This window comes from Enterococcus sp. AZ149, assembly GCF_051714285.1.
GTDB classification, from domain to species: domain Bacteria; phylum Bacillota; class Bacilli; order Lactobacillales; family Enterococcaceae; genus Enterococcus_D; species Enterococcus_D entomosocium.
In genome coordinates this window covers 1,519,237-1,537,988 of sequence record NZ_JBIORO010000001.1, presented here as the reverse complement: position 1 = coordinate 1,537,988, position 18,752 = coordinate 1,519,237, and the positions used below count along the sequence as shown (strand labels likewise).

General features: G+C 43.5%; 18 protein-coding genes. 8 read left to right on the top strand and 10 right to left on the bottom strand.

Going from position 1 to position 18,752, the window contains the following annotated elements; genetic code table 11:
- Positions 1 to 110 precede the first annotated feature (110 nt).
- The 4 genes from IGI94_RS07185 to IGI94_RS07170 form a co-directional block, all read right to left on the bottom strand.
- Complete coding sequence (locus tag IGI94_RS07185; RefSeq protein ID WP_438899596.1) at positions 111 to 1,703, bottom strand: TPM domain-containing protein; 1,593 nt, start codon at positions 1,701 to 1,703, stop codon at positions 111 to 113.
- A gap of 140 nt (positions 1,704 to 1,843) precedes the next feature.
- Positions 1,844 to 3,193, bottom strand: coding sequence for a PFL family protein (locus tag IGI94_RS07180; RefSeq protein ID WP_008381372.1), 1,350 nt, complete (start codon positions 3,191 to 3,193; stop codon positions 1,844 to 1,846).
- Positions 3,194 to 3,201: 8 nt separating this feature from the next.
- The gene (locus tag IGI94_RS07175) at positions 3,202 to 3,468 is read right to left on the bottom strand and encodes an ACT domain-containing protein (RefSeq protein ID WP_005236306.1); all 267 of its coding nucleotides are present in this window, start codon (positions 3,466 to 3,468) and stop codon (positions 3,202 to 3,204) included.
- A 103-nt stretch (positions 3,469 to 3,571) separates the two neighbouring features.
- Positions 3,572 to 4,234 (bottom strand): 2,3-bisphosphoglycerate-dependent phosphoglycerate mutase, encoded by a 663-nt coding sequence (locus IGI94_RS07170; RefSeq protein WP_008381373.1) that lies wholly within the window; start codon positions 4,232 to 4,234, stop codon positions 3,572 to 3,574.
- Between the two features lie 393 nt (positions 4,235 to 4,627).
- On the opposite strand from IGI94_RS07170, the gene IGI94_RS07165 reads away from it, so the two are divergent.
- From IGI94_RS07165 to IGI94_RS07155, 3 genes are read left to right on the top strand one after another with little or no spacing between them, the layout of a single operon-like run.
- Positions 4,628 to 6,109 (top strand): ABC transporter substrate-binding protein/permease, encoded by a 1,482-nt coding sequence (locus IGI94_RS07165; protein ID WP_005236308.1) that lies wholly within the window; start codon positions 4,628 to 4,630, stop codon positions 6,107 to 6,109.
- Positions 6,102 to 6,824 carry an amino acid ABC transporter ATP-binding protein gene (locus IGI94_RS07160; protein WP_005230134.1) on the top strand — a complete coding sequence of 241 codons (723 nt, stop codon included), beginning with the start codon at positions 6,102 to 6,104 and terminating at the stop codon, positions 6,822 to 6,824. The genes IGI94_RS07165 and IGI94_RS07160 overlap by 8 nt, the downstream gene beginning before the upstream one ends.
- A gap of 17 nt (positions 6,825 to 6,841) precedes the next feature.
- Positions 6,842 to 7,996, top strand: coding sequence for a pyridoxal phosphate-dependent aminotransferase (locus IGI94_RS07155; RefSeq protein ID WP_008381374.1), 1,155 nt, complete (start codon positions 6,842 to 6,844; stop codon positions 7,994 to 7,996).
- Positions 7,997 to 8,150: 154 nt separating this feature from the next.
- On the opposite strand, the gene IGI94_RS07150 is transcribed toward IGI94_RS07155, so the two are convergent.
- Positions 8,151 to 8,858 (bottom strand): DUF4811 domain-containing protein, encoded by a 708-nt coding sequence (locus tag IGI94_RS07150; RefSeq protein WP_008381376.1) that lies wholly within the window; start codon positions 8,856 to 8,858, stop codon positions 8,151 to 8,153.
- Complete coding sequence (locus IGI94_RS07145) at positions 8,855 to 10,333, bottom strand: MDR family MFS transporter (protein WP_034872230.1); 1,479 nt, start codon at positions 10,331 to 10,333, stop codon at positions 8,855 to 8,857. Before IGI94_RS07145 ends, IGI94_RS07150 begins: the two co-directional genes overlap by 4 nt.
- 137 nt (positions 10,334 to 10,470) lie before the next feature.
- Here IGI94_RS07145 and IGI94_RS07140 point away from each other — a divergent pair, with 137 nt between their 5' ends.
- From IGI94_RS07140 to spxB, 3 genes are all read left to right on the top strand, one after another.
- A complete protein-coding gene (locus IGI94_RS07140) occupies positions 10,471 to 10,956 on the top strand; it encodes a MerR family transcriptional regulator (protein WP_005236312.1) in 486 nt (161 codons plus the stop codon).
- A gap of 175 nt (positions 10,957 to 11,131) precedes the next feature.
- The gene (locus tag IGI94_RS07135) at positions 11,132 to 11,824 is read left to right on the top strand and encodes an N-acetylmannosamine-6-phosphate 2-epimerase (protein WP_430601589.1); all 693 of its coding nucleotides are present in this window, start codon (positions 11,132 to 11,134) and stop codon (positions 11,822 to 11,824) included.
- A 127-nt stretch (positions 11,825 to 11,951) separates the two neighbouring features.
- A complete protein-coding gene (gene spxB, locus IGI94_RS07130) occupies positions 11,952 to 13,685 on the top strand; it encodes a pyruvate oxidase (RefSeq protein WP_016620850.1) in 1,734 nt (577 codons plus the stop codon).
- A 77-nt stretch (positions 13,686 to 13,762) separates the two neighbouring features.
- On the opposite strand, the gene IGI94_RS07125 is transcribed toward spxB, so the two are convergent.
- The gene (locus tag IGI94_RS07125; protein WP_005236316.1) at positions 13,763 to 13,891 is read right to left on the bottom strand and encodes a hypothetical protein; all 129 of its coding nucleotides are present in this window, start codon (positions 13,889 to 13,891) and stop codon (positions 13,763 to 13,765) included.
- 411 nt (positions 13,892 to 14,302) lie between these two features.
- Here IGI94_RS07125 and IGI94_RS07120 point away from each other — a divergent pair, with 411 nt between their 5' ends.
- Together IGI94_RS07120 and IGI94_RS07115 are read left to right on the top strand one after the other, a co-directional pair.
- On the top strand, positions 14,303 to 14,848 hold the full coding sequence (locus tag IGI94_RS07120; RefSeq protein ID WP_438899595.1) for a hypothetical protein: 546 nt from the start codon (positions 14,303 to 14,305) through the stop codon (positions 14,846 to 14,848).
- A 25-nt stretch (positions 14,849 to 14,873) separates the two neighbouring features.
- The gene (locus IGI94_RS07115; protein ID WP_438899594.1) at positions 14,874 to 16,328 is read left to right on the top strand and encodes a flotillin family protein; all 1,455 of its coding nucleotides are present in this window, start codon (positions 14,874 to 14,876) and stop codon (positions 16,326 to 16,328) included.
- Positions 16,329 to 16,406: 78 nt separating this feature from the next.
- Here the strand turns inward: IGI94_RS07115 and IGI94_RS07110 are convergent, their stop codons facing one another.
- The 3 genes from IGI94_RS07110 to IGI94_RS07100 all read right to left on the bottom strand — a co-directional run bounded on the left by IGI94_RS07110 (position 16,407) and on the right by IGI94_RS07100 (position 18,730).
- Positions 16,407 to 16,976 carry a sugar O-acetyltransferase gene (locus IGI94_RS07110; protein WP_005236324.1) on the bottom strand — a complete coding sequence of 190 codons (570 nt, stop codon included), beginning with the start codon at positions 16,974 to 16,976 and terminating at the stop codon, positions 16,407 to 16,409.
- 22 nt (positions 16,977 to 16,998) lie between these two features.
- Entirely contained in the window at positions 16,999 to 17,508 is a 510-nt protein-coding gene (locus IGI94_RS07105) for a cyclophilin-like fold protein (RefSeq protein WP_008381393.1), read from the bottom strand.
- Between the two features lie 124 nt (positions 17,509 to 17,632).
- Positions 17,633 to 18,730, bottom strand: a complete 1,098-nt coding sequence (locus IGI94_RS07100) for an alpha/beta hydrolase (RefSeq protein WP_008381394.1) — start codon at positions 18,728 to 18,730, stop codon at positions 17,633 to 17,635.
- Positions 18,731 to 18,752 lie beyond the last annotated feature (22 nt).

Sequence of the window (18,752 nt, the reverse complement as noted above, 5' to 3'; positions counted from 1 at the left end):
ATTTCCTCCACAAGAAAAAACGCCATTGACCATACAATCCTTCCGCTTGCACAAACCTACATGCAAGCGAATGTATTGCAGAACAATGAACGTTCCTCCTTACGAAAAAATTACCAGCTACCAGAAACACCGCCACCGCTGCTGCTTCCTCCGCTAAAACCGCCAAAATCATTCGAAGAACTTTGTGTATCGGCAATGACTTGTTCTTGATGGGACACGTGATTATTCATCATCACAAAGAACAACGCCATATTCATCCCATGCGGGTCATACTCTTGGCGAGCATTATTTAAAACTGCTGCTCGATCAGAAGCATCAAATGAGGATAATTTGTTTGCTAAATCTGGGTGATTTTGATAAACCTGTTTCAAGTCAACTTGGAACAAGGCATCTGTTTTCACTTCCGCTATAACATTAGAAACTTCTTTCGGAATGGCTTGTACCATCTCAGGATAGGTCGCTTTTTCCGTCACAAGTTGCGCTAAATAACGCCCCTGCTCATTGCGTCTTCTGATCTCTTCTTTGGCTTGCTTAGCTATTTCTGCTCGATACGCATCTGCTAAAGGCAAATTCTCAGGTAACACCGCATCAGATAAATCATAGTCTGCCATCCGTTCAGACACTTCCCTGCCTAATTGGGCTTCATAGGTTTTTAAGGTGTCATGTTGTGTAAGGATCACCTGACCGAAATGTTTGACCGTGGTTTTTTTCTTCATCAGCAAGTTTGAAAAATAAGATCCAATTGCTGGATTCGTCAAGGCATGTTGGATAACTCGTTTATCCGCAGTCGACAATCCGGTGATCGAACTCAATTTCGCTGGCACGTAAGTACTAGTCACATACTGCGTAAATGCTTGTTGACAATCTTTTGCTGTCTGATACTGATGGTAACGCTGATAGTTCTTTCTATTGCTAGCCCATTTCAAGAAATCTTTCTGTTGGAAGTGACTATCTTCTAACAGATGTTTCGGCAACGGCAGGTGCTCTTCAAATCGCCGTTTGGTTTTAAGATGGCGAAAACTGATGAACCCGACAAGGCCTGCAGCTGCTGCCGCTACGACACCACTGACGATTTTTCCAATAGTGAACCACATTTGCTTAGTGGCTTCTGCTTCTTGTGCCTGTTTTTCTGCTAACATTTGATTGCCATCTTGATAAATCGTCCCTAATCCAATCGTTTCATCCGCTTCTTTCATTCGCTGATAGACTTCATTAGAAGCTGCCAATATCGCTGTATCATAATCTTCATCTCGTAATGCGTCTTTGGCATCTTCATCCACTAAATCATCTTCCGATAGCTCACTGAAGACATAGGATAGTCCATCGCCATAACCCAGACGAAATTCACGATCATCAATGGCAAAGAGAAACAATAGTCCATTATTGTCCTCTGGATTTCCTAAACCATATTCATTGAACAGTTCCAAATTACGCTCTTCAATCGATTGCCCATCTAAGGAAGGGATCGTGATCACAGCATATTCTGGCGCGCCAGTCAATGATTGGAACCCCTCTTTATTCAAGGCATCGATCTGTTCGATCGTCTCTTGTGAAAGGACCCCGGCATCATCGCGAACAAATGTCTGTCCAAAGGCAATTGATGGTTGAAGGACAAAAAATCCCATCAAACCAACAAAAACCAACATCCCAAGTTGGAAGATTTTCTTCATTTTACCACCCCTTTTTATCGTGTTATCTTTCATTGTATTCGATTCCAAACAAAAAAACATCCGCCTTAGGAATGAAAAAAATAGTAACAGGACCAAAAAACCTTTAAAAGACAGCATTCTGATTAGTCTTTTAAAGGTCACTTTATCATATTTTCTTACAAAATGAACACGAGCTAGTTTTTAAATGAATGGATCGGTGCGGGAATACGGCCGCCACGCAAAATGAAATCAGTAGACTTCGCAGGATTGGTTTTCATCACTGGCGCTGTCCCTAATAACCCACCAAACTCGATGCGATCGCCGATTTCTTTGCCTTTCGCTGGAATGATTCGGACAGCTGTCGTCTTGTGGTTGATGACACCGATCGCTGCTTCATCCGCGATCATTGCGGCGATCGTCTCAGCCGAAGTATCTCCCGGAATCGCAATCATATCTAAGCCGACAGAGCAGATCGCCGTCATGGCTTCAAGTTTTTCTAAATTCAATAAACCAGCTTCTACTGCTTTGATCATTCCTGCATCTTCAGAAACGGGGATAAAAGCACCCGACAGACCACCAACATGGTTGCAGGCCATTACGCCGCCTTTTTTGACTGCATCATTTAACAATGCCAAAGCAGCTGTCGTTCCGTGGGTACCGACAGATTCTAAGCCCATTTCTTCTAAAATCAATGCCACACTATCGCCGACTGCAGGAGTTGGCGCCAGCGAAAGATCGACGATCCCGAATGGAACGCCCAAGCGCTCTGAAGCCACGCGCCCGACCAATTGCCCCATCCGCGTGATCTTGAAAGCTGTTTTTTTGACTGTTTCCGCCACGACATCAAAGGACTCGCCTTTGACTTTTTCCAAGGCACGTTTGACGACACCAGGTCCGCTGACACCGACGTTGATTTCCACATCAGCTTCACCGACCCCATGAAAAGCCCCCGCCATAAAGGGATTGTCTTCCACTGCATTCGCAAAGACGACGAGCTTCGCACAGCCCATATCTGATGCCTCAGCCGTCTTCTTGACTGTTTCTCCCATCAGACGTACTGCATCCATGTTGATCCCAGCTTTCGTTGATCCAATATTGACCGACGAACAGACAAAATTGGTTTGAGCCAAGGCTTCTGGAATCGATTCGATCAATGCAAGGTCGCCGCCTTGATAGCCTTTTTCTACTAGTGCGCTATAGCCGCCGATGAAATTTACTCCGACTTCTTGCGCCGCTCGATCCAAGGTCTTCGCAACTTTGATACAGTCTGCGGGTGTCGGCTGGCAAGCTGCCACTACGATCGCTACAGGGGTAACCGAAATCCGCTTGTTAATAATCGGAATGCCATATTCACTTTCGATCTCTTCGCCGACTTTGACAAGATCTTTCGCTTTTGTTGTAATTTTTTGAAAAATTTTCTCACAGGTACGATCAATATCGGCGTCGATACAATCCAATAATGAAATCCCCATCGTGATCGTACGAATATCTAAGTTTTCTTCTTCCACCATGCGAATGGTTTCAAGTATTTGATTTGTCTCCATAGTGCCTCCTATAATTTATGCATGGTATCAAAAATCTCTTGATTTTGAATGCTGATTTTCACACCTAATGCCTGACCTATTTGGTGAAGCTCCTCACGAACACCGTCAAAATCCTGATTGGCATCCATGTTTAAAAGCATCATCATCGTGAAGTAATCTTCCATGATCGTTTGGGACACATCTAAAATATTGATTTCTAATTCTGCTAATTTCTGGCTGACACCGGCGATGATCCCAACCTTGTCTTTTCCAATAACGGTTAATACGGCTTTCATATTCTCCCGCCTTTCATTAAATTTTTCTTATTATAGCACAACAAAACCACATTTTCGATGTAACATCAAACGAAAATGTGGTTTATTCTTTAAATGTTCGTTATTACGCCCGTTCAATCAAGTTTGCTTGGCTATCAAACTCATAAATGATCGGCTGTGCGTTAGGAATATCGATCGTATCCATGTCATCTTTGGGCACGTCCTCCAAGTATTTGACTAACGCCCGCAAACTGTTCCCATGACCAGTAATGAGAATATTCTTATGATCTTTAAGTAACGGAACCACCTGATCTTGCCAAAATGGAACCACTCGGGCCACGACCATTCCCAGATTTTCTCCCTTAGGAATCAAGCGAGGATCCAAAGAATCGTAGCGTCGATCGAAATCATTTTCCTCCACATATAAAGGCGGTTCATCATATCCTCGACGCCATTTTTGCACCTGTTCTTTTCCATATTGTGCCACCATCACATCTTTATTGACCCCAACCAGTTGCCCATAATGACGCTCGTTTAAGCGCCATGTTTTGTGTACAGGGACCCAAAGCTGATTGCTAGCTTCCAAAACGGCATCACACGTGATGATCGTTCGTTGAAGCACAGATGCAAAGGCAAAATCAAAAGTAATCCCCATTGCTTTGATCTGTTCCCCTGCTACCCATGCTTGTTGCCGGCCTTTCTCGGTCAGCGAAACATCCAGCCATCCTGTCCAATAATTTTCGAAATTTGCTTCACTTTCTCCGTGTCGAATCAATACGACCTTCATCCTACCGCCTCCTCTTCACTTTTATTATCGCAAGAAATCAAAAAAATGTCTTATGTTTCGTTTTTTTTGGCTTCTTCTGAGACCATTTTCCATTTGTTCATTCAGTGTGGTCACATTTCTTTATTATCGGTTTTTTTCAAAGTGAAAGATCGAATATATATGTTTAGAAAAAAGACGCTGTGCCTTCTTCACATTGCTCTTGGTTGGATTGCAAAAAAATTGAATAAATGGTTTTACGCTCTACAACATTTTTTGACTTTTTTTCTCTGACTTATTGACTTCAACTGATGTTATGCTATGATAGTTTCTATCACTTATATGTATTTTTATACATTTATTAGTTATTATTTGCATTTTTAATAGATGCGCAGAAAAAGTTAAAGGGGCGTTTACATGAAAAGGTTTAGTAAGGGTACTGTTTTATTAGGGATCATCACAGCATTGCTGCCGTTTTTCTTTGTCGGACAAGCACATGCAGAAGAAACTGATCCAATCTATGAAAAAGTCAAAGAAAATGGTGTATTAGTCGTGGGTTTATCTGCCGATTATGCACCTTATGAATTCCGTGCCAATGTTGACGGAAAAAATGAAATCGTGGGAATCGATATTTCCATTGCCCAAAAGATTGCAGATGACTTAGGGGTCGATCTGAAAATCGAGGAACTTGGATTTGATGCGTTGTTAGGGGCGTTAAAAACAGGCAAAATTGATGTCGTCATCTCTGGGATGGCTGCTACGGATGAGCGCCGCAAAGAAGTCAATTTCACTGACACCTATATGGAAGTCCAACAAACTGTTCTGGTTCGAGCGGAAGACGCGGATCGTTTCCAATCGACGGCTGATTTTGATGGTGTGGCTGTCGGTGCACAACGACAAACCACCCAAGAAGAGCTGGCAAATACAGAATTGACTGGCGCGACTGTCACCTCTTTGCAAAGGGTGCCTGATTTGATCACCAATCTAAAATCACGCAAGATCGATGCGATCGTGATGGAAGGTCCCGTTGCCGAAGCATATGTGACGGCGAATGATACATTGGCATTAGCCGAAAATGTCACGTTTGAAAACGGTGTGAAGGAGACCGCCATCGCCATCTCGAAAGAAGCGCCAGTTTTACTGGAAAAACTCAACTCCTCCATTGAAACCATCATTAGTAATGATCTTTTAAGCCAATACAAAGAAGATGCCTATCGATTGATGTTTACCGAAGATGGCACGATCGATGAAGAGCAAAGCTTTTGGGAAAAATATCTGCCTTTTTATATCACCGGAACTGGCTATACCATCTTCCTAGCCTTGGTTGGGGTATTATTCGGCTCTATCGGTGGCAGTTTGTTAGCCTTTATGAAGCTTTCTAAATCAAAAGCACTGAAAGTCATTGCCGCTGTCTATATTGAATATGTTCGAGGAACACCTTTGTTAGTACAAATATTTATTGTATACTTTGGAACAGGCGTGTTAGGCTTAGAGCTTTCGAAATTAGCTGCCGGCTGTATTGCCTTAGCACTAAACAGTGCCGCCTATGTGGCAGAAATCATTCGTGCCGGGATCAATGCCGTCAACAAAGGACAGCTGGAAGCCGCTCGTTCATTAGGAATGAATCAGATCCAAGCGATGCGCTTCATCATTTTCCCGCAAGCCATCAAAAACATCTTGCCTGCTCTAGGAAATGAATTTGTCACGGTCATTAAAGAGTCTTCGGTCGTATCGGTGATCGGTGTGTCTGAACTGATTTTCCAAACAGGCGTCGTTCAAGGGGCCAGCTTCAAACCGTTTTTACCATACGTTATCGTATCATTGATCTACTTTGTATTGACCTTCGCCCTCTCACGTCTCTTGGGTGTTGCTGAAAGGAGAATGAAAACTAGTGATTAAAGTTGAAAAATTAGTGAAAACATTTGGCGAGAATACCGTCTTAAAAGAAATCGATCTTGAAGTGACACCTGGTGAAGTCGTTGTGATCATCGGACCATCAGGAAGTGGAAAAAGTACTTTCTTACGCTGCTTGAACCTTCTTGAACAGCCGACCGGCGGGAAAATCACCTTCGAAGGCAATGATTTATTGGCAAAAGGTGTGAAAATCGATCAGATTCGTCAAAAAATGGGAATGGTTTTTCAAAGCTTCAATCTATTCCCTCATAAAACGGTGTTAGAAAATCTGACTATCAGCCCGATCAAAGTCAAACAGCAAGAGCAAGCCGCTGCCGAAGAGACAGCGAAAGGATTGCTGGAGCAAGTTGGCTTAGCTGAAAAAGCGGATAGTTACCCCTCTAGCCTTTCTGGCGGGCAGCAGCAACGGGTCGCTATTGCTAGAGCGTTGGCAATGGATCCTGATGTAATGCTCTTTGACGAACCAACATCGGCTTTGGACCCAGAAATGGTCGGAGAAGTGTTGACGGTCATGCAAGCTTTAGCAGAAAAAGGCATGACGATGGTGGTCGTTACCCACGAAATGGGCTTCGCTAAAGAAGTTGCCGATCGTGTCATCTTTATGGCTGACGGTATCATTCAAGAACAAGGAACACCCGAACAAATCTTTGAGCATCCGCAAAATGCGCGGACACAGGATTTTTTAAGCAAAGTTTTATAGAAATTGGAGATGACAAAATGAACCGTCCGTTGATTGCAGAACGTTTTTTACAACCAGAAGAAAATCTTTTAATGGAGATCGCCACTCTTGCGAAGAAAACCCCAAATTTGATTGATTTGTCGATTGGTGATCCTGATTTGATTACAGATGCGACGATCATTGAAGCAGCTTTTGCTGACGTCAAAGCGGGTCATACAAAATACACCGCTTCAGACGGTAGTGCTGATTTTATCCAAACTGTCGTTGATTTTTATCAAAAGCAATACCAGCTTACTTTTTCTCCTAGCCAAGTACGAGGAACTGTCGGTGCATTGCATGGCATGTACTTAGCTTTGGCTGCCATCATTGATCCTGGTGATGAAGTGATTATTCATGAACCATACTTTTCACCTTATAAACAACAAGTCGAACTAGTCGGTGGTGTGCCGGTCTTTATCCCGACCTTTGAAAAAGATGGCTTTCAAATCGATGTCGAGGTCTTAAAATCCGCCATCACTGAGAAAACTCGGGCGATCATCATCAATTCACCAAACAATCCTACCGGTGCTGTTTTTTCTCCAGAAACTTTTGAAAAAATCGCAGCAGTTGCCATTGACCATGACTTGCTGGTCCTCTCGGATGAAGTCTATGAAGCCTTTTGCTTTGATGATACCTTTGTACCGATGGCAGCCTTCGCACCTGAGAACACCATCACATTCAGCAGTTTCTCAAAAGCCTTTGCCATGACTGGCTGGCGGATCGGCTACATGATCGCACCTGAATCGATCAATCTTACGGCAAAACTGATCAATGAGGCGATCGCCTATTCGGCACCAACCCCTTCACAACGGGCAGGTATTTACGCATTGAATCACTATGATACCCTCGTGCCGCAAGTGGTTGCTGTCTTTAAGGAACGACTGACTTACATTGAACAACGGGTTGCTGAGATCCCATTCCTTTCCTTATCCCCTGTCAAAGGAAGCATGTATGCCTTCATCAACATTGAACAAACAGGGTTGGACTCTGTCAGCTTTGTAGAGAAATTATTAAAAGAAACCAGTGTGCTGATGATCCCTGGGAAAGCCTTTGGAGAAACGACCGGCGATGGCTATGTTCGCTTAGCTGCCACCCAATCGTTGGACTTGTTAAAAGAAGCTTTCGACCGGATTGCCGCGTGCTCATTTGAATAAAGAAAATCCCACTCACTACTAGTGTGTGGGATTTTTATTGTTGATGGACACGACCAACATTTAGCAGCTGTTTCGCTAAGTCACAAGTTTCATGTAGAAAAAGGGACAGAAGAATCCGATTTGATTCTTCTGTCCCATGACTATCTACTCGTTTTTACTTTTTTGCTTCTTCAAGCAGTTTTGCCATCGCTTCTTTTTGATAAGCTTCTGTCAATTCAGCGATTTTTGCTTTTTGGGCTGCCTCGTCCATAGTTGGATCAGCCATTAATGCAGCTTGCATTTTTTCTTGGACATACGCTTGTCCTTGTGTTTTCATGGTGTCCGCTTGTTCTTTCGCTAAAGAAGCCAGTTTTTTTGCTTGATCCACACTCAAGACTTCCCATGAATCTGGTAATGAGAACGTATTGGTACGGCTGACATATTGGCCATCGTTATCAGCGATTCCGAACAAGAAGCGTGATAGGTCACTTTTATAAACCCAGCGCGTCGTTTTTGTTTCTAATTGAGCTGAATCAGCCCCTGTTTCCACGACATTGGTCACTTTATCAGTACCGGTTTGTTTTGGTTCCTCTTGATCAGCATCCGTTTTATACAGGTAGATTTTTTCCGTACCATCTCCTAATGGCTGATACAATAGCAAATCAAAATTCTCGTTATCGGCACTAGAAACCAGTGCTGTTGTTTTAGCAGTCGTTTCTTTTTCCATTCCAAAATGGTAAGTCAAATTGGCCATCAATGCGACGACACTAGCTACGAAGACTAGACCTAAGACCAATGATAAACCTGTTTGCCGCTTGTTTTTGGCAAAGACATTCAATACCGCAAATCCTAACACGCTAAGAACGATCAAAAGCAAGATCATTTGTCCGCACCTCCTTCAAGAACCGTCAATCGTGGTTCTTTTTTCTTTAAGGAGAAGGCGATCAAGAAACCTAAGAAACTAAACACCGCTGCCACATAAAAGGCGGCATGGTAGCCGGATAAAGTCGCTTCGATTGCTTGGTCTTTGTAGGCCAAAGGCGTTTTATCCAACAAAGAATCACTTGGCAAATTGCCTTTAGTCACGTTTGTTAAGACACTGATCAAGATAGCTGTACCAATCGAGCTGGCTACTTGACGGAAGGTATTGTTTACTGCGGTACCGTGACTGATCAAGTTTCCAGGCAAGGCATTCATTCCTGAAGTCGTTACTGGCATCATCACCATTGAGATCCCGAACATCCGAATCCCATAAAGAATAATGATATGCAAAATCGGTGTATCTTTTGTTAGGAAAGCAAATGGTAAGGTTGCGGCGGTCAAGATAAACATCCCGGTGATGGCTAAACGTTTTGCACCATACTTATCAAAGATCGCACCAGTAATCGGCATCATGATCCCCATGATCAGCGCACCTGGTAATAACATCAAACCTGAATGGAACGCTGATTCACCACGAATGTTTTGGATATACAATGGGAGAACCATTTCAGCACCGATCATCGCCATATTCGTGACCCCTGAAAGGATCGATGCCAAGGTAAATGTCGTTGACTTGAACACGCGCAACTCTAAGAACGGATGCTCAATGTGCAATTGACGCCATGCAAAGAAAGCAATGAAAAAGACACCGGCTGCAAGAAAACCGATTACTTCAATACTGCCCCACCCTTTGTCACCGACGCTTGAAAAGCCATAGAGCAATGTACCAAAACCAAGCGTTGATAAAATCGCTGAGAACAGATCGATTTTCGGATGCGACAATTCAATCACACTCTTCATTAGAAAGAGCGCTAAGACTAAGACTAAAACGACGATCGGAATGACCATTCCGAACAAATAACGCCAGTCATAATGATCAATGATCCAACCAGATAACGTTGGGCCTAAGGCTGGTGCCAACCCGATAACGATTCCGGACATACCCATGGCTGAACCGCGTTTTTCTGGTGGGAAGATCGACAACATGATATTTTGCAAAAGCGGCATGGAGATCCCTACACCAGCAGCTTGCACTAAGCGGCCAATCAATAATGTAGAAAAGTTCGGTGCAGCAAAGCAAGCGATCGTTCCAGCCAGGAAGATGCTCATTGCGGTTAAGTAAAGATTTCTTGAGCTGAACTTGTTGATCAGCCATGCGGTGATCGGGATCATGATCCCATTGACCAGCAAGAAACCGGTGGTTAGCCATTGGACATCAGATGCAGAGATGTCAAAGGCATCCATCAAGGTTGGAAAAGCCGTTGTTAACAATGTCTGGTTCAAAACAGTACAAAACGTACCGATCAGCAAAACCATAACCAGTAAGGAACGATTGTAAGGTTTGCCGTAGATATCTAAAGGACGACTCGTTGACATATTTCACACTCTTTTCAGTATATTTTTCATAAAACCTTCTTTACTTTAAATCTTTCCCTAACATTTGTCAACCTACTTGACATAAAAGTAAAACAAGTTACAATGTTAACAAATACCTTTACAAGAATGGAGTCCGTATGTCTCATCTTTTTCGAAAACTCGTTGATAATGAAAACTTGTTGGTCGGCATCAGCGAACTTAGCCAAATGTGTGATATCTCCCCTCGCCAATTGCGTTATTGGGAACAAAAAGGATTTATTCAATCGGTCCCACAAGAAGAAAATGCCCCACGAAAATACCGACTGCCCACGGTCGTCAAAGTGGAAATGATCAAAACGTTTTTAGATGAAGGCTTTACGTTAGCCAAGGCTGTTGAAAAAGCAGACAAAAAAATCAAGACCGCCCATCATATTCGCAAAGTGTTTTCTGGGGTTTTACAGAATTTAGAAGTCATCAATGAACGGTTTACGATCATCAGTCTGGGACCAGTAGACGAAGACGGAAAAATCCTCCATATCATTCACGATGAAGAAACAGAACGATTGCAATACGAAGTGCTGTCTGCTAATCAAACGATCGATTTTGAGAAGTTCAAGCAATGCACGTCAAAACAAGCGGAATAAAGGATTCCCTATCCTCACCTCCTAATGAAGCAAGCACCCTTGATGACGGTGCTTGCTTCTTTTTTGGTGTTCGCTTTCCTTTTAAAGAAGGTGTCGTTTCATTTACAAGGAAAAAGCCTCATGATATAGTCGAAGGGAGAAACGAACCTTTACAAGAATGGGAAGTGTCATATACATGGAAAAAGAAGTTTTTATCCAACAAATCAAGGACGGAGTGATCGTTTCTTGTCAAGCATTGCCTGGAGAACCCCTATATACCGAAAACGGCGGTGTCATGCCCCTATTGGCAAAAGCAGCTCAAGAAGCTGGTGCTGTTGGCATCCGTGCCAATTCCGTTCGCGATATTCGCGAGATCCAAGCAGCTGTTGATTTGCCGATCATCGGAATCATCAAAAAAGACTATCCACCGGAAGAACCATTTATCACAGCAACCATCAAAGAGGTACACGAATTAGCAGCTTTACATATTGCGGTGATCGCCTTGGACTGCACCTTGCGCAAACGTCATGATGGCTTGACCATTAATGCCTTTATTAAGCAAATCAAAACTCTTTATCCCCATCAACTACTCATGGCAGATATCGCCACCTATGAGGAAGGCATCAATGCCTTTGAAGCGGGCATCGATTTTGTTGGTACAACTTTGTCCGGCTACACGGCGAACAGTCCTACCAATGACGAACCGGACTATCAGTTGATCCAGCAATTGGTTGCGGCGAAGGTTCCGGTAATAGCCGAAGGCAAGATCCACACACCGGAACAAGCAAAAAAAATTCAGGATATGGGTGTGACCGGTATCGTGGTTGGTGGTGCCATCACCCGACCAAAAGAGATCGCCAGTCGATTCGTGCAAGAGCTTCGCAACTAAGTCGTTCATTTCCTAAAATAAGTCTTTCTATGCGCCTTGTGACAGAAGGCGCATTCTTTGTTGTCTTTTTGAGAAACGTTTATACTTAAAAGAGAACGAATGACAACAGAGAAAGCGAGTGAAGAAAATGACAAAAATCAATGCTGGTACAGCAATGATCAAGATTTTTGAAGCGTGGGGCATCGACCATATCTATGGAATCCCCGGTGGATCTTTCAACTCAACGATGGATGCTTTGTACCATGAACGGCAATCGGTCAAATATGTTCAAGTACGTCATGAAGAAGCGGGTGCGCTGGCAGCGGCGGCTGATGCCAAGCTAACGGGAAAAGTCGGTGCGGTTTTTGGTTCTGCTGGTCCGGGTGCCACCCATTTGATCAATGGCTTATACGATGCTCAAATGGATAATGTGCCCGTCGTTGCCTTGTTAGGACAAGTAGCTTCGAGCTCGATGAACTACAATGATTTTCAAGAAATGAATGAAAATCCGATGTTCGCTGATGTCAGTATCTACAATCGCACGGTCATGTCCCCTGAAAGTTTGCCCCACGTGGTGGACGAAGCCATTAAAGCAGCCTACAAATTTAAAGGAGTCGCTGTGGTAACGATCCCGGTCGATTACGGGTTTGCAGAAATCGACGAACAGGAGATTGCAACCGCAAAAAATCATAAGACAGGTGTTCTCCAGCCTGATGAAGAGGGTTTACAGGCTGCCCTTCCTTATTTTGAACAAGCAAAAAAACCCGTCCTTTATATCGGACAAGGTCTCTTTGGTCATTTTGATGCCATCGATGCTTTTTCTAAGCATTTCTCGATGCCTATCGCAGCTTCTGTCTTAGCCAAAGGCATCGTGCCTGATCTTTATGAAAACTTTCTTGGATTTGCTGGACGGGTTGCGACAAAACCTGCCAATGAAGCTTTGGCAGAAGCCGATCTCATCGTTTTTGTCGGCAGTGACTTCCCTTTTGGCCGCCGCTTTTTCAATCCTGGTGCCAACTTTGTCCAAGTTGATATCGACGCCTCGAAATTTGGTCGTCGTCATCAGACGGATGTCTCCGTTTTAGGAGATGGTGCGACCGCTCTTAGAAAATGGACAGAGATGGCAGCCCCTCGTCCTGCAGATGCTTGGTTAAAAGCCAATCAAGAAAACTGTCGCAATTGGCATGCATGGCGCCATCATTTTTACCATGATTCGCAAGTTCCTTTGCGTCCTGAACCTGTCTATCGAGAAATCAACCGGATTGCAGCTCCTGATGCCCTGTTTGTCACGGATGTCGGTAATGTGACGATCCACAGTATCCGTCATTTAGAAATGACGGGTGAACAGCGTTTTATAACGTCTGGCTGGTTTGCGACAATGGGTAATGGTGTACCTGGTGGGATCGCAGCTCAATTGAGCTATCCGAATCGCCAAGTATTTACCTTTAGTGGGGATGGCGGTTTTGCGATGCAAATGCAAGACATCATCACCCAAGTGAAATATGATTTACCAATCATCAACGTGGTCTTTTCCAATGACTCATTCGGCTTCATCGAAGCGGAGCAAGAAGATACCGAGCAAACCAAGTTCGGTGTCCAACTAGCCGGTGCTGATTTTGGTAAAGTTGGGGAAGCATTAGGTGCGAAAGGCTTCACGGTAACGAAGGAAGATGAATTAGCATCCGTCTTTACACAAGCTAAAGAAATCAACGGACCTGTGGTGATCGATGTCAAGATCGCTAACGAACGACCTCTTCCTGTCGAAGAACTGAAACTTGATCCGAACCGCTTCAGCGCTGAAGAAATCGCAGCGTTTAAAGCAAAATACCAAGTCCATGATCTGCCAGCTTTGAGTGAGTTGTACGTGAATTCTGAGGAATAAAAAAGAAGAGAGAAAGACAGCAACCCTGTCCTTCTCTCTTTTTTTAATCGCTCATTTCGTATTAATAATCCATCGCCTTACTTATTATAAATTTTCGGGCCTTTACGCATGTTTTTCCGATCATTTTTTGGGGATTCCATCTTTTTTGAACGGCCGCCGCCTTGTTTTTTCTTGATTAGTTCTAACATTTTTTCTTTTTGATCCATCGATTCCACCTCTATTTCTTAGCAATACGATCTGTCGGTTGAAAAGAAGTGTTCCTGACTTCTTTTATGTTTGCGAACAACTACTTTATTTCGATTGGGTTAAAAAACAAACGCTGCCTATTGACGTGTCTAGAGTCAGCAGTTCCTTTTGACATTTTTACTACCCTGATTTAATCTACTTTGATTTTGATTGTTTGTCAATGGCTCTTGAAAAAATCATGTGCTTTTGTTGCCTTCTCCCAAATAACAAACCACCATTTATTATATTATTTTATCATTTTATCTAATTATATCGAATATTTTTATTATTTATTGGTATAATTATAACAGAATCTCTGTTCCTTTCTTTTGCTTCCTTCGTTCTTCTTACGATTGTCTCCTAACTTTCGTCGTTCTCACAAATCACGCTATTTGAAAGGAGGTGGATATGTGCTGCACACTTATGCACCTGAGCAAATTTATTTGTATGTTTTGATTGGCTGTGCTGTTTTAGCCTTTTTGCTGCTTCTGTTTGGGGATATCTTCGATTTCGACGGACCAGTCGATCCGATGTTAATTATTCCATGGTTTGCCTTTACAAGTCTCTTCGGTTACTTAGGAGAAACTTTTCTGTCTGGCTATTCGCTCCTACTTTTCGTCATTAGCGGCTGCCTTGCTACAGGGCTCGTTTTTCTCTTGAATTTTTACGTGCTGATTCCCATGCGAAATGCGGAAGCGACACTGTCAAGTTCTGAGAAAGATTTTGAAGGTCGCATCGCAACGGTGCTGACGCCGATTCCTTGTGAAGGAATGGGCGAAATTCAACTCACAAGTGTCACTGGTTCAAGCAATCGACCAGCTACGGCTTTCCAACCAATCGATGAACCATTAGCAACTGGATCGAAGGTTTTGATTATTGAAGTCAAAGAACGAGTTTGCTACGTCGTTCCTTACACAAAAAAATTTTTGGATAACTAAACTAAATCACTAAAGAGGTGTATCTATGGATATTCTATTATCACCAATCGTTTTCCCGATCGCCATCGTGGCATTCATTTTATTAATGCTTTTGATCGTCTTTGTCACGAAATATCAAACAGCCAAGCCCGATGAAGCATTGATCATCAGCGGAATCTATCTAGGTAGCAAAAATGTACACGCCGATGAAAGCAACAACAAAATCAAAATCGTGCGTGGTGGCGGAGCCTTTGTTTTGCCAGTGTTTCAACGATCGAATCGAATCAGTTTGCTCTCCAGCAAGCTGGATGTCTCAACGCCGGAAGTCTACACTGAACAAGGGGTTCCCGTGATGTGTGACGGAACTTCCATTATTAAGATCGGCTCATCCGTGGAAGAAATTGCAACGGCAGCGGAACAATTTCTAGGAAAAACCCGTGAAGAATTAGAAAATGAAGCGCGGGAAGTGCTAGAAGGCCATTTGCGTTCGATCCTTGGTTCGATGACTGTGGAAGAAATTTATCAAAATCGCGACAAATTCAGCCAAAGTGTGCAAGAAGTAGCCTCTGTCGATCTAGCGAAAATGGGCTTGATCATTGTCTCCTTTACGATCAAAGAAGTACGAGACAAAAACGGCTATTTGGATTCTCTTGGAAAGCCTAGAATCGCCCAAGTCAAACGGGATGCTGAAATTGCGGAAGCTGAAGCACTGAAAGAAACCCGCATCAAAAAAGCCCAATCGGAACAAGAATCGCAAACAGCGGAATCAAAACGCATGACCGAAATCGCTGAAGCATTGAAGGAAAAAGAATTGAAGCTGGCGCTTTATAAGAAAGAACAAGACATCGCCAAAGCCGATGCCGATCAAGCCTATCATCTACAAAGTGCCATCATGAAACAAAAAGTCCGAGAACAAGAGATTGAAGTCGAAGTCGTTGAACGACAAAAACAAATCGAATTGGAAGAAAAAGAAATCTTGCGTCGTGAGAAGCAATTTGATTCAGAGATCAAGAAAAAAGCCGATGCGGATCGTTATGCGCTTGAACAAGAAGCGCTAGCCAAAAAAGCATCTGCCTTAGCTACCACTGAAGCCGAGCAATTTCGAACAGAGTCCTTGGCAAAAGCCGAAGCCGATAAGATTCGTTTGATCGGTTTGGCAGAAGCCGAAACCACTTTGGCGAAAGGAACGGCAGAAGCCGAAACGAAAGAAAAAGTCGCTGAAGCCTTCAAGAAATACGATGAAGCAGCCATTCTGAGCATGATCGTCGAGATCCTGCCACAATTAGTCAAAGAAGCAGCCGCACCATTAGGCAATATCGATAAAATTTCAGTCGTTGATACAGGATCAGGTGAAGGTGGCGGTGCCAATCGTGTCACCAATTACGCCACCAATCTCTTATCGACCACACAAGAAACGTTGAAAGAAACCCTCGGTCTTGATGTGAAATCGTTGATTGAAAACTTCGCCGGTTCCACTACGAGCGAGCCGCCTCAAGAATAAGAAAACTGCTGTTAGTCTTCATCGCTTTACAAGCGACAAGGCGAACAGCAGTTTTTTTCTTACTCATTGCTATTATGCTTACTCAGTAACCTCTTTGACATATTTTGCAGGTACACCAGCCACGATCGTGCGCTCAGCGACATCTTTGGTCACCACCGACCCAGCAGCAATGATCGCATGGTCACCGATGGTCACACCGGCAACGATCGTTGCATTTGAGCCAATCCAGACATTCTTCCCAATCGTAATGGGGGCTGGATAAAGCGTGCTACGATCTTCAGGGTGAAGGCCATGATTCAAGGTAGCTAGAACAACGTTATGCCCAATTAGGGTATCATCACCGATCGTGATCCCTCCTTGGTCTTGAAAATGACAACCCGCATTGATAAAGACATCTTTGCCAATGCTGATATTCTTGCCATAATCTGTATAAAAGGGTGGAAACAGCGAAAAAGTCGGCTCAACTGGTTTTCCTGTTAATTGGGCAAAAAGTTCTTGTAACTCATCAGACTCATGGTAGACTGTATTGATTTTCATCGTGATTTTTCTCGCCTTAGCACTCAGAGCTACCATTTGTTTGGAAGCTTGCGAACCGGCAAGTAAGGGTTCGCCACTTGCCATGAGTTTGTTTAATTGATCGATCGTCATGTGTTTTTCTCCTATTCATTTGTTATTCACGAGGATTTCTTAACGAAAAAATAACCTCTACGTCTTCCGCCCCAAGTACTTCTTTTAACCCCGTCGGATCTTCAATGACACCGATACGATTATAACCACCATAAGAATTGGTAAAGGTCTGATAAAACAGCACCAACGTATGACTATTCCAGCTCATGATTTCTCCTTCGTGAATGATCTCCGGCCGTTCTGTAGTCATTTCTGGCAAATTCTCAGAAAAACGATAATATTTCTCGTTGTTGTTCAAATCACTCATTGTCACCGTAAAGGGCATTTGATTCATTAGGTGCTCAGACACCTCATTTTCATAAAACTTCGCTAGAAAATCCTGTTGACCAACCGTAATGACGACAGCTGTTGCTGCTGAAAACTGCTGGACATTCTCTTGGCTAGCTTCCGATGAAGTTTCGTTAGCGGATTGCATATTGGTTCTCTCTGTTTCGCTTGTCCCACAGGCACTTAATAAGAACAGCAAAATAGCGGATATCAATTTTATAAGCATCTCTTCGCTCCTTTCTGGTGATGATTCTATGTAGAAGCGGGCAACTGAATGCGTATTTTCAAAAAAACACGACTGCTCAGCAGAGGCAGAGTGACCGAACAGTCGTGAAGATCGTTGTGGCTATTTAGTTCAAATGTTCTTGGAAGAATTGGGTCATTTGATCAAAAGGAATTACGTCTGTTTGATCATATAGATCAACGTGCGAAGCATTAGGAATGACCGTCAACTCTTTGTTATCGCCTTGTAATTGTTCAAAGGCGTCTTGACTGAAGTAAAGAGAGTGGGCTTCTTCCCCATGTAGTAATAAAACGGCGCTTTGGATCTCATCGATATACGACAAGAGCGGCATATTTAAGAACGACAGCGATGATGTCACGTTCCAACCGTCATTAGAATTTAACGAACGTTCATGATAGCCGCGTTCCGTTTTGTAGTAATCGAAATAATCTTGCATAAAGACCGGTGCATCCTCCGGTAGTGTATCTGGCACTCCACCTGCTCTTTCGTAGCTACCGTTAGCAAAATCGACTGTCCGCTGGGCGTTCAGCTGTTGGCGCAATTCATGACGTCCTTCAGCCCCCATCTCATCAAAATACCCCTGAGCATTGACTCTCGACATGTCATACATCGTGGCGGAAACCGTCGCTCTCACACGGGTATCAATGGCTGCGGCATTCAATGCCATCCCGCCCCAACCGCAAATTCCGATCAAGCCGATTCTTTCTTCATCTACATTTTCTTGGACTGACAAAAAATCGACTGCTGCCTGAAAGTCTTCTGTATTGATATCTGGTGATGCCACATAGCGTGGTTCCCCACCGCTTTCGCCTGTGTATGAAGGATCAAAAGCGATCGTAACAAAACCTCGTTCAGCCATCGTTTGGGCATATAGACCAGATGTCTGTTCTTTGACTGCCCCAAAGGGTCCGCTAACCGCGATTGCTGGAAGTGGTCCTTGCGCATCAATTGGTTCATAAAGATCAGCAACTAAAGTGATGCCGTAGCGATTTTCAAAAGTTACTTTTCGGTGATTCACCGTGTCACTTTCTGGGAAAACTTTGTCCCATTCATCTGTAAATGAAACATTTTCTGTCATCGTTTCTCCTCCTGAACTGGCTTGTGTTGCTTCGTTTGCCGCCTCGTTATTGCTGCTGCAAGCACCTAAAATAAGTGGTGCTAGCATCAATAGTGATACAAGTGCCTTTTTTTGCCAATTTTTCATTTCATTCGCCTTCTTTCATGGT

What these genes read in the sequence shown, in the direction of transcription:
- IGI94_RS07185 (WP_438899596.1), bottom strand. Translation starts at nt 1,703, where the DNA reads ATGAAAGATAACACGATAAAAAGGGGTGGTAAAATGAAGAAAATCTTC.
- IGI94_RS07180 (WP_008381372.1), bottom strand. Translation starts at nt 3,193, where the DNA reads ATGGAGACAAATCAAATACTTGAAACCATTCGCATGGTGGAAGAAGAA.
- IGI94_RS07175 (WP_005236306.1), bottom strand. Translation starts at nt 3,468, where the DNA reads ATGAAAGCCGTATTAACCGTTATTGGAAAAGACAAGGTTGGGATCATC.
- IGI94_RS07170 (WP_008381373.1), bottom strand. Translation starts at nt 4,234, where the DNA reads ATGAAGGTCGTATTGATTCGACACGGAGAAAGTGAAGCAAATTTCGAA.
- IGI94_RS07165 (WP_005236308.1), top strand. Translation starts at nt 4,628, where the DNA reads ATGAAAAGGTTTAGTAAGGGTACTGTTTTATTAGGGATCATCACAGCA.
- IGI94_RS07155 (WP_008381374.1), top strand. Translation starts at nt 6,842, where the DNA reads ATGAACCGTCCGTTGATTGCAGAACGTTTTTTACAACCAGAAGAAAAT.
- IGI94_RS07150 (WP_008381376.1), bottom strand. Translation starts at nt 8,858, where the DNA reads ATGATCTTGCTTTTGATCGTTCTTAGCGTGTTAGGATTTGCGGTATTG.
- IGI94_RS07145 (WP_034872230.1), bottom strand. Translation starts at nt 10,333, where the DNA reads ATGTCAACGAGTCGTCCTTTAGATATCTACGGCAAACCTTACAATCGT.
- IGI94_RS07140 (WP_005236312.1), top strand. Translation starts at nt 10,471, where the DNA reads ATGTCTCATCTTTTTCGAAAACTCGTTGATAATGAAAACTTGTTGGTC.
- IGI94_RS07135 (WP_430601589.1), top strand. Translation starts at nt 11,132, where the DNA reads ATGGAAAAAGAAGTTTTTATCCAACAAATCAAGGACGGAGTGATCGTT.
- spxB (WP_016620850.1), top strand. Translation starts at nt 11,952, where the DNA reads ATGACAAAAATCAATGCTGGTACAGCAATGATCAAGATTTTTGAAGCG.
- IGI94_RS07125 (WP_005236316.1), bottom strand. Translation starts at nt 13,891, where the DNA reads ATGGATCAAAAAGAAAAAATGTTAGAACTAATCAAGAAAAAACAAGGC.
- IGI94_RS07115 (WP_438899594.1), top strand. Translation starts at nt 14,874, where the DNA reads ATGGATATTCTATTATCACCAATCGTTTTCCCGATCGCCATCGTGGCA.
- IGI94_RS07110 (WP_005236324.1), bottom strand. Translation starts at nt 16,976, where the DNA reads ATGACGATCGATCAATTAAACAAACTCATGGCAAGTGGCGAACCCTTA.
- IGI94_RS07105 (WP_008381393.1), bottom strand. Translation starts at nt 17,508, where the DNA reads ATGCTTATAAAATTGATATCCGCTATTTTGCTGTTCTTATTAAGTGCC.
- IGI94_RS07100 (WP_008381394.1), bottom strand. Translation starts at nt 18,730, where the DNA reads ATGAAAAATTGGCAAAAAAAGGCACTTGTATCACTATTGATGCTAGCA.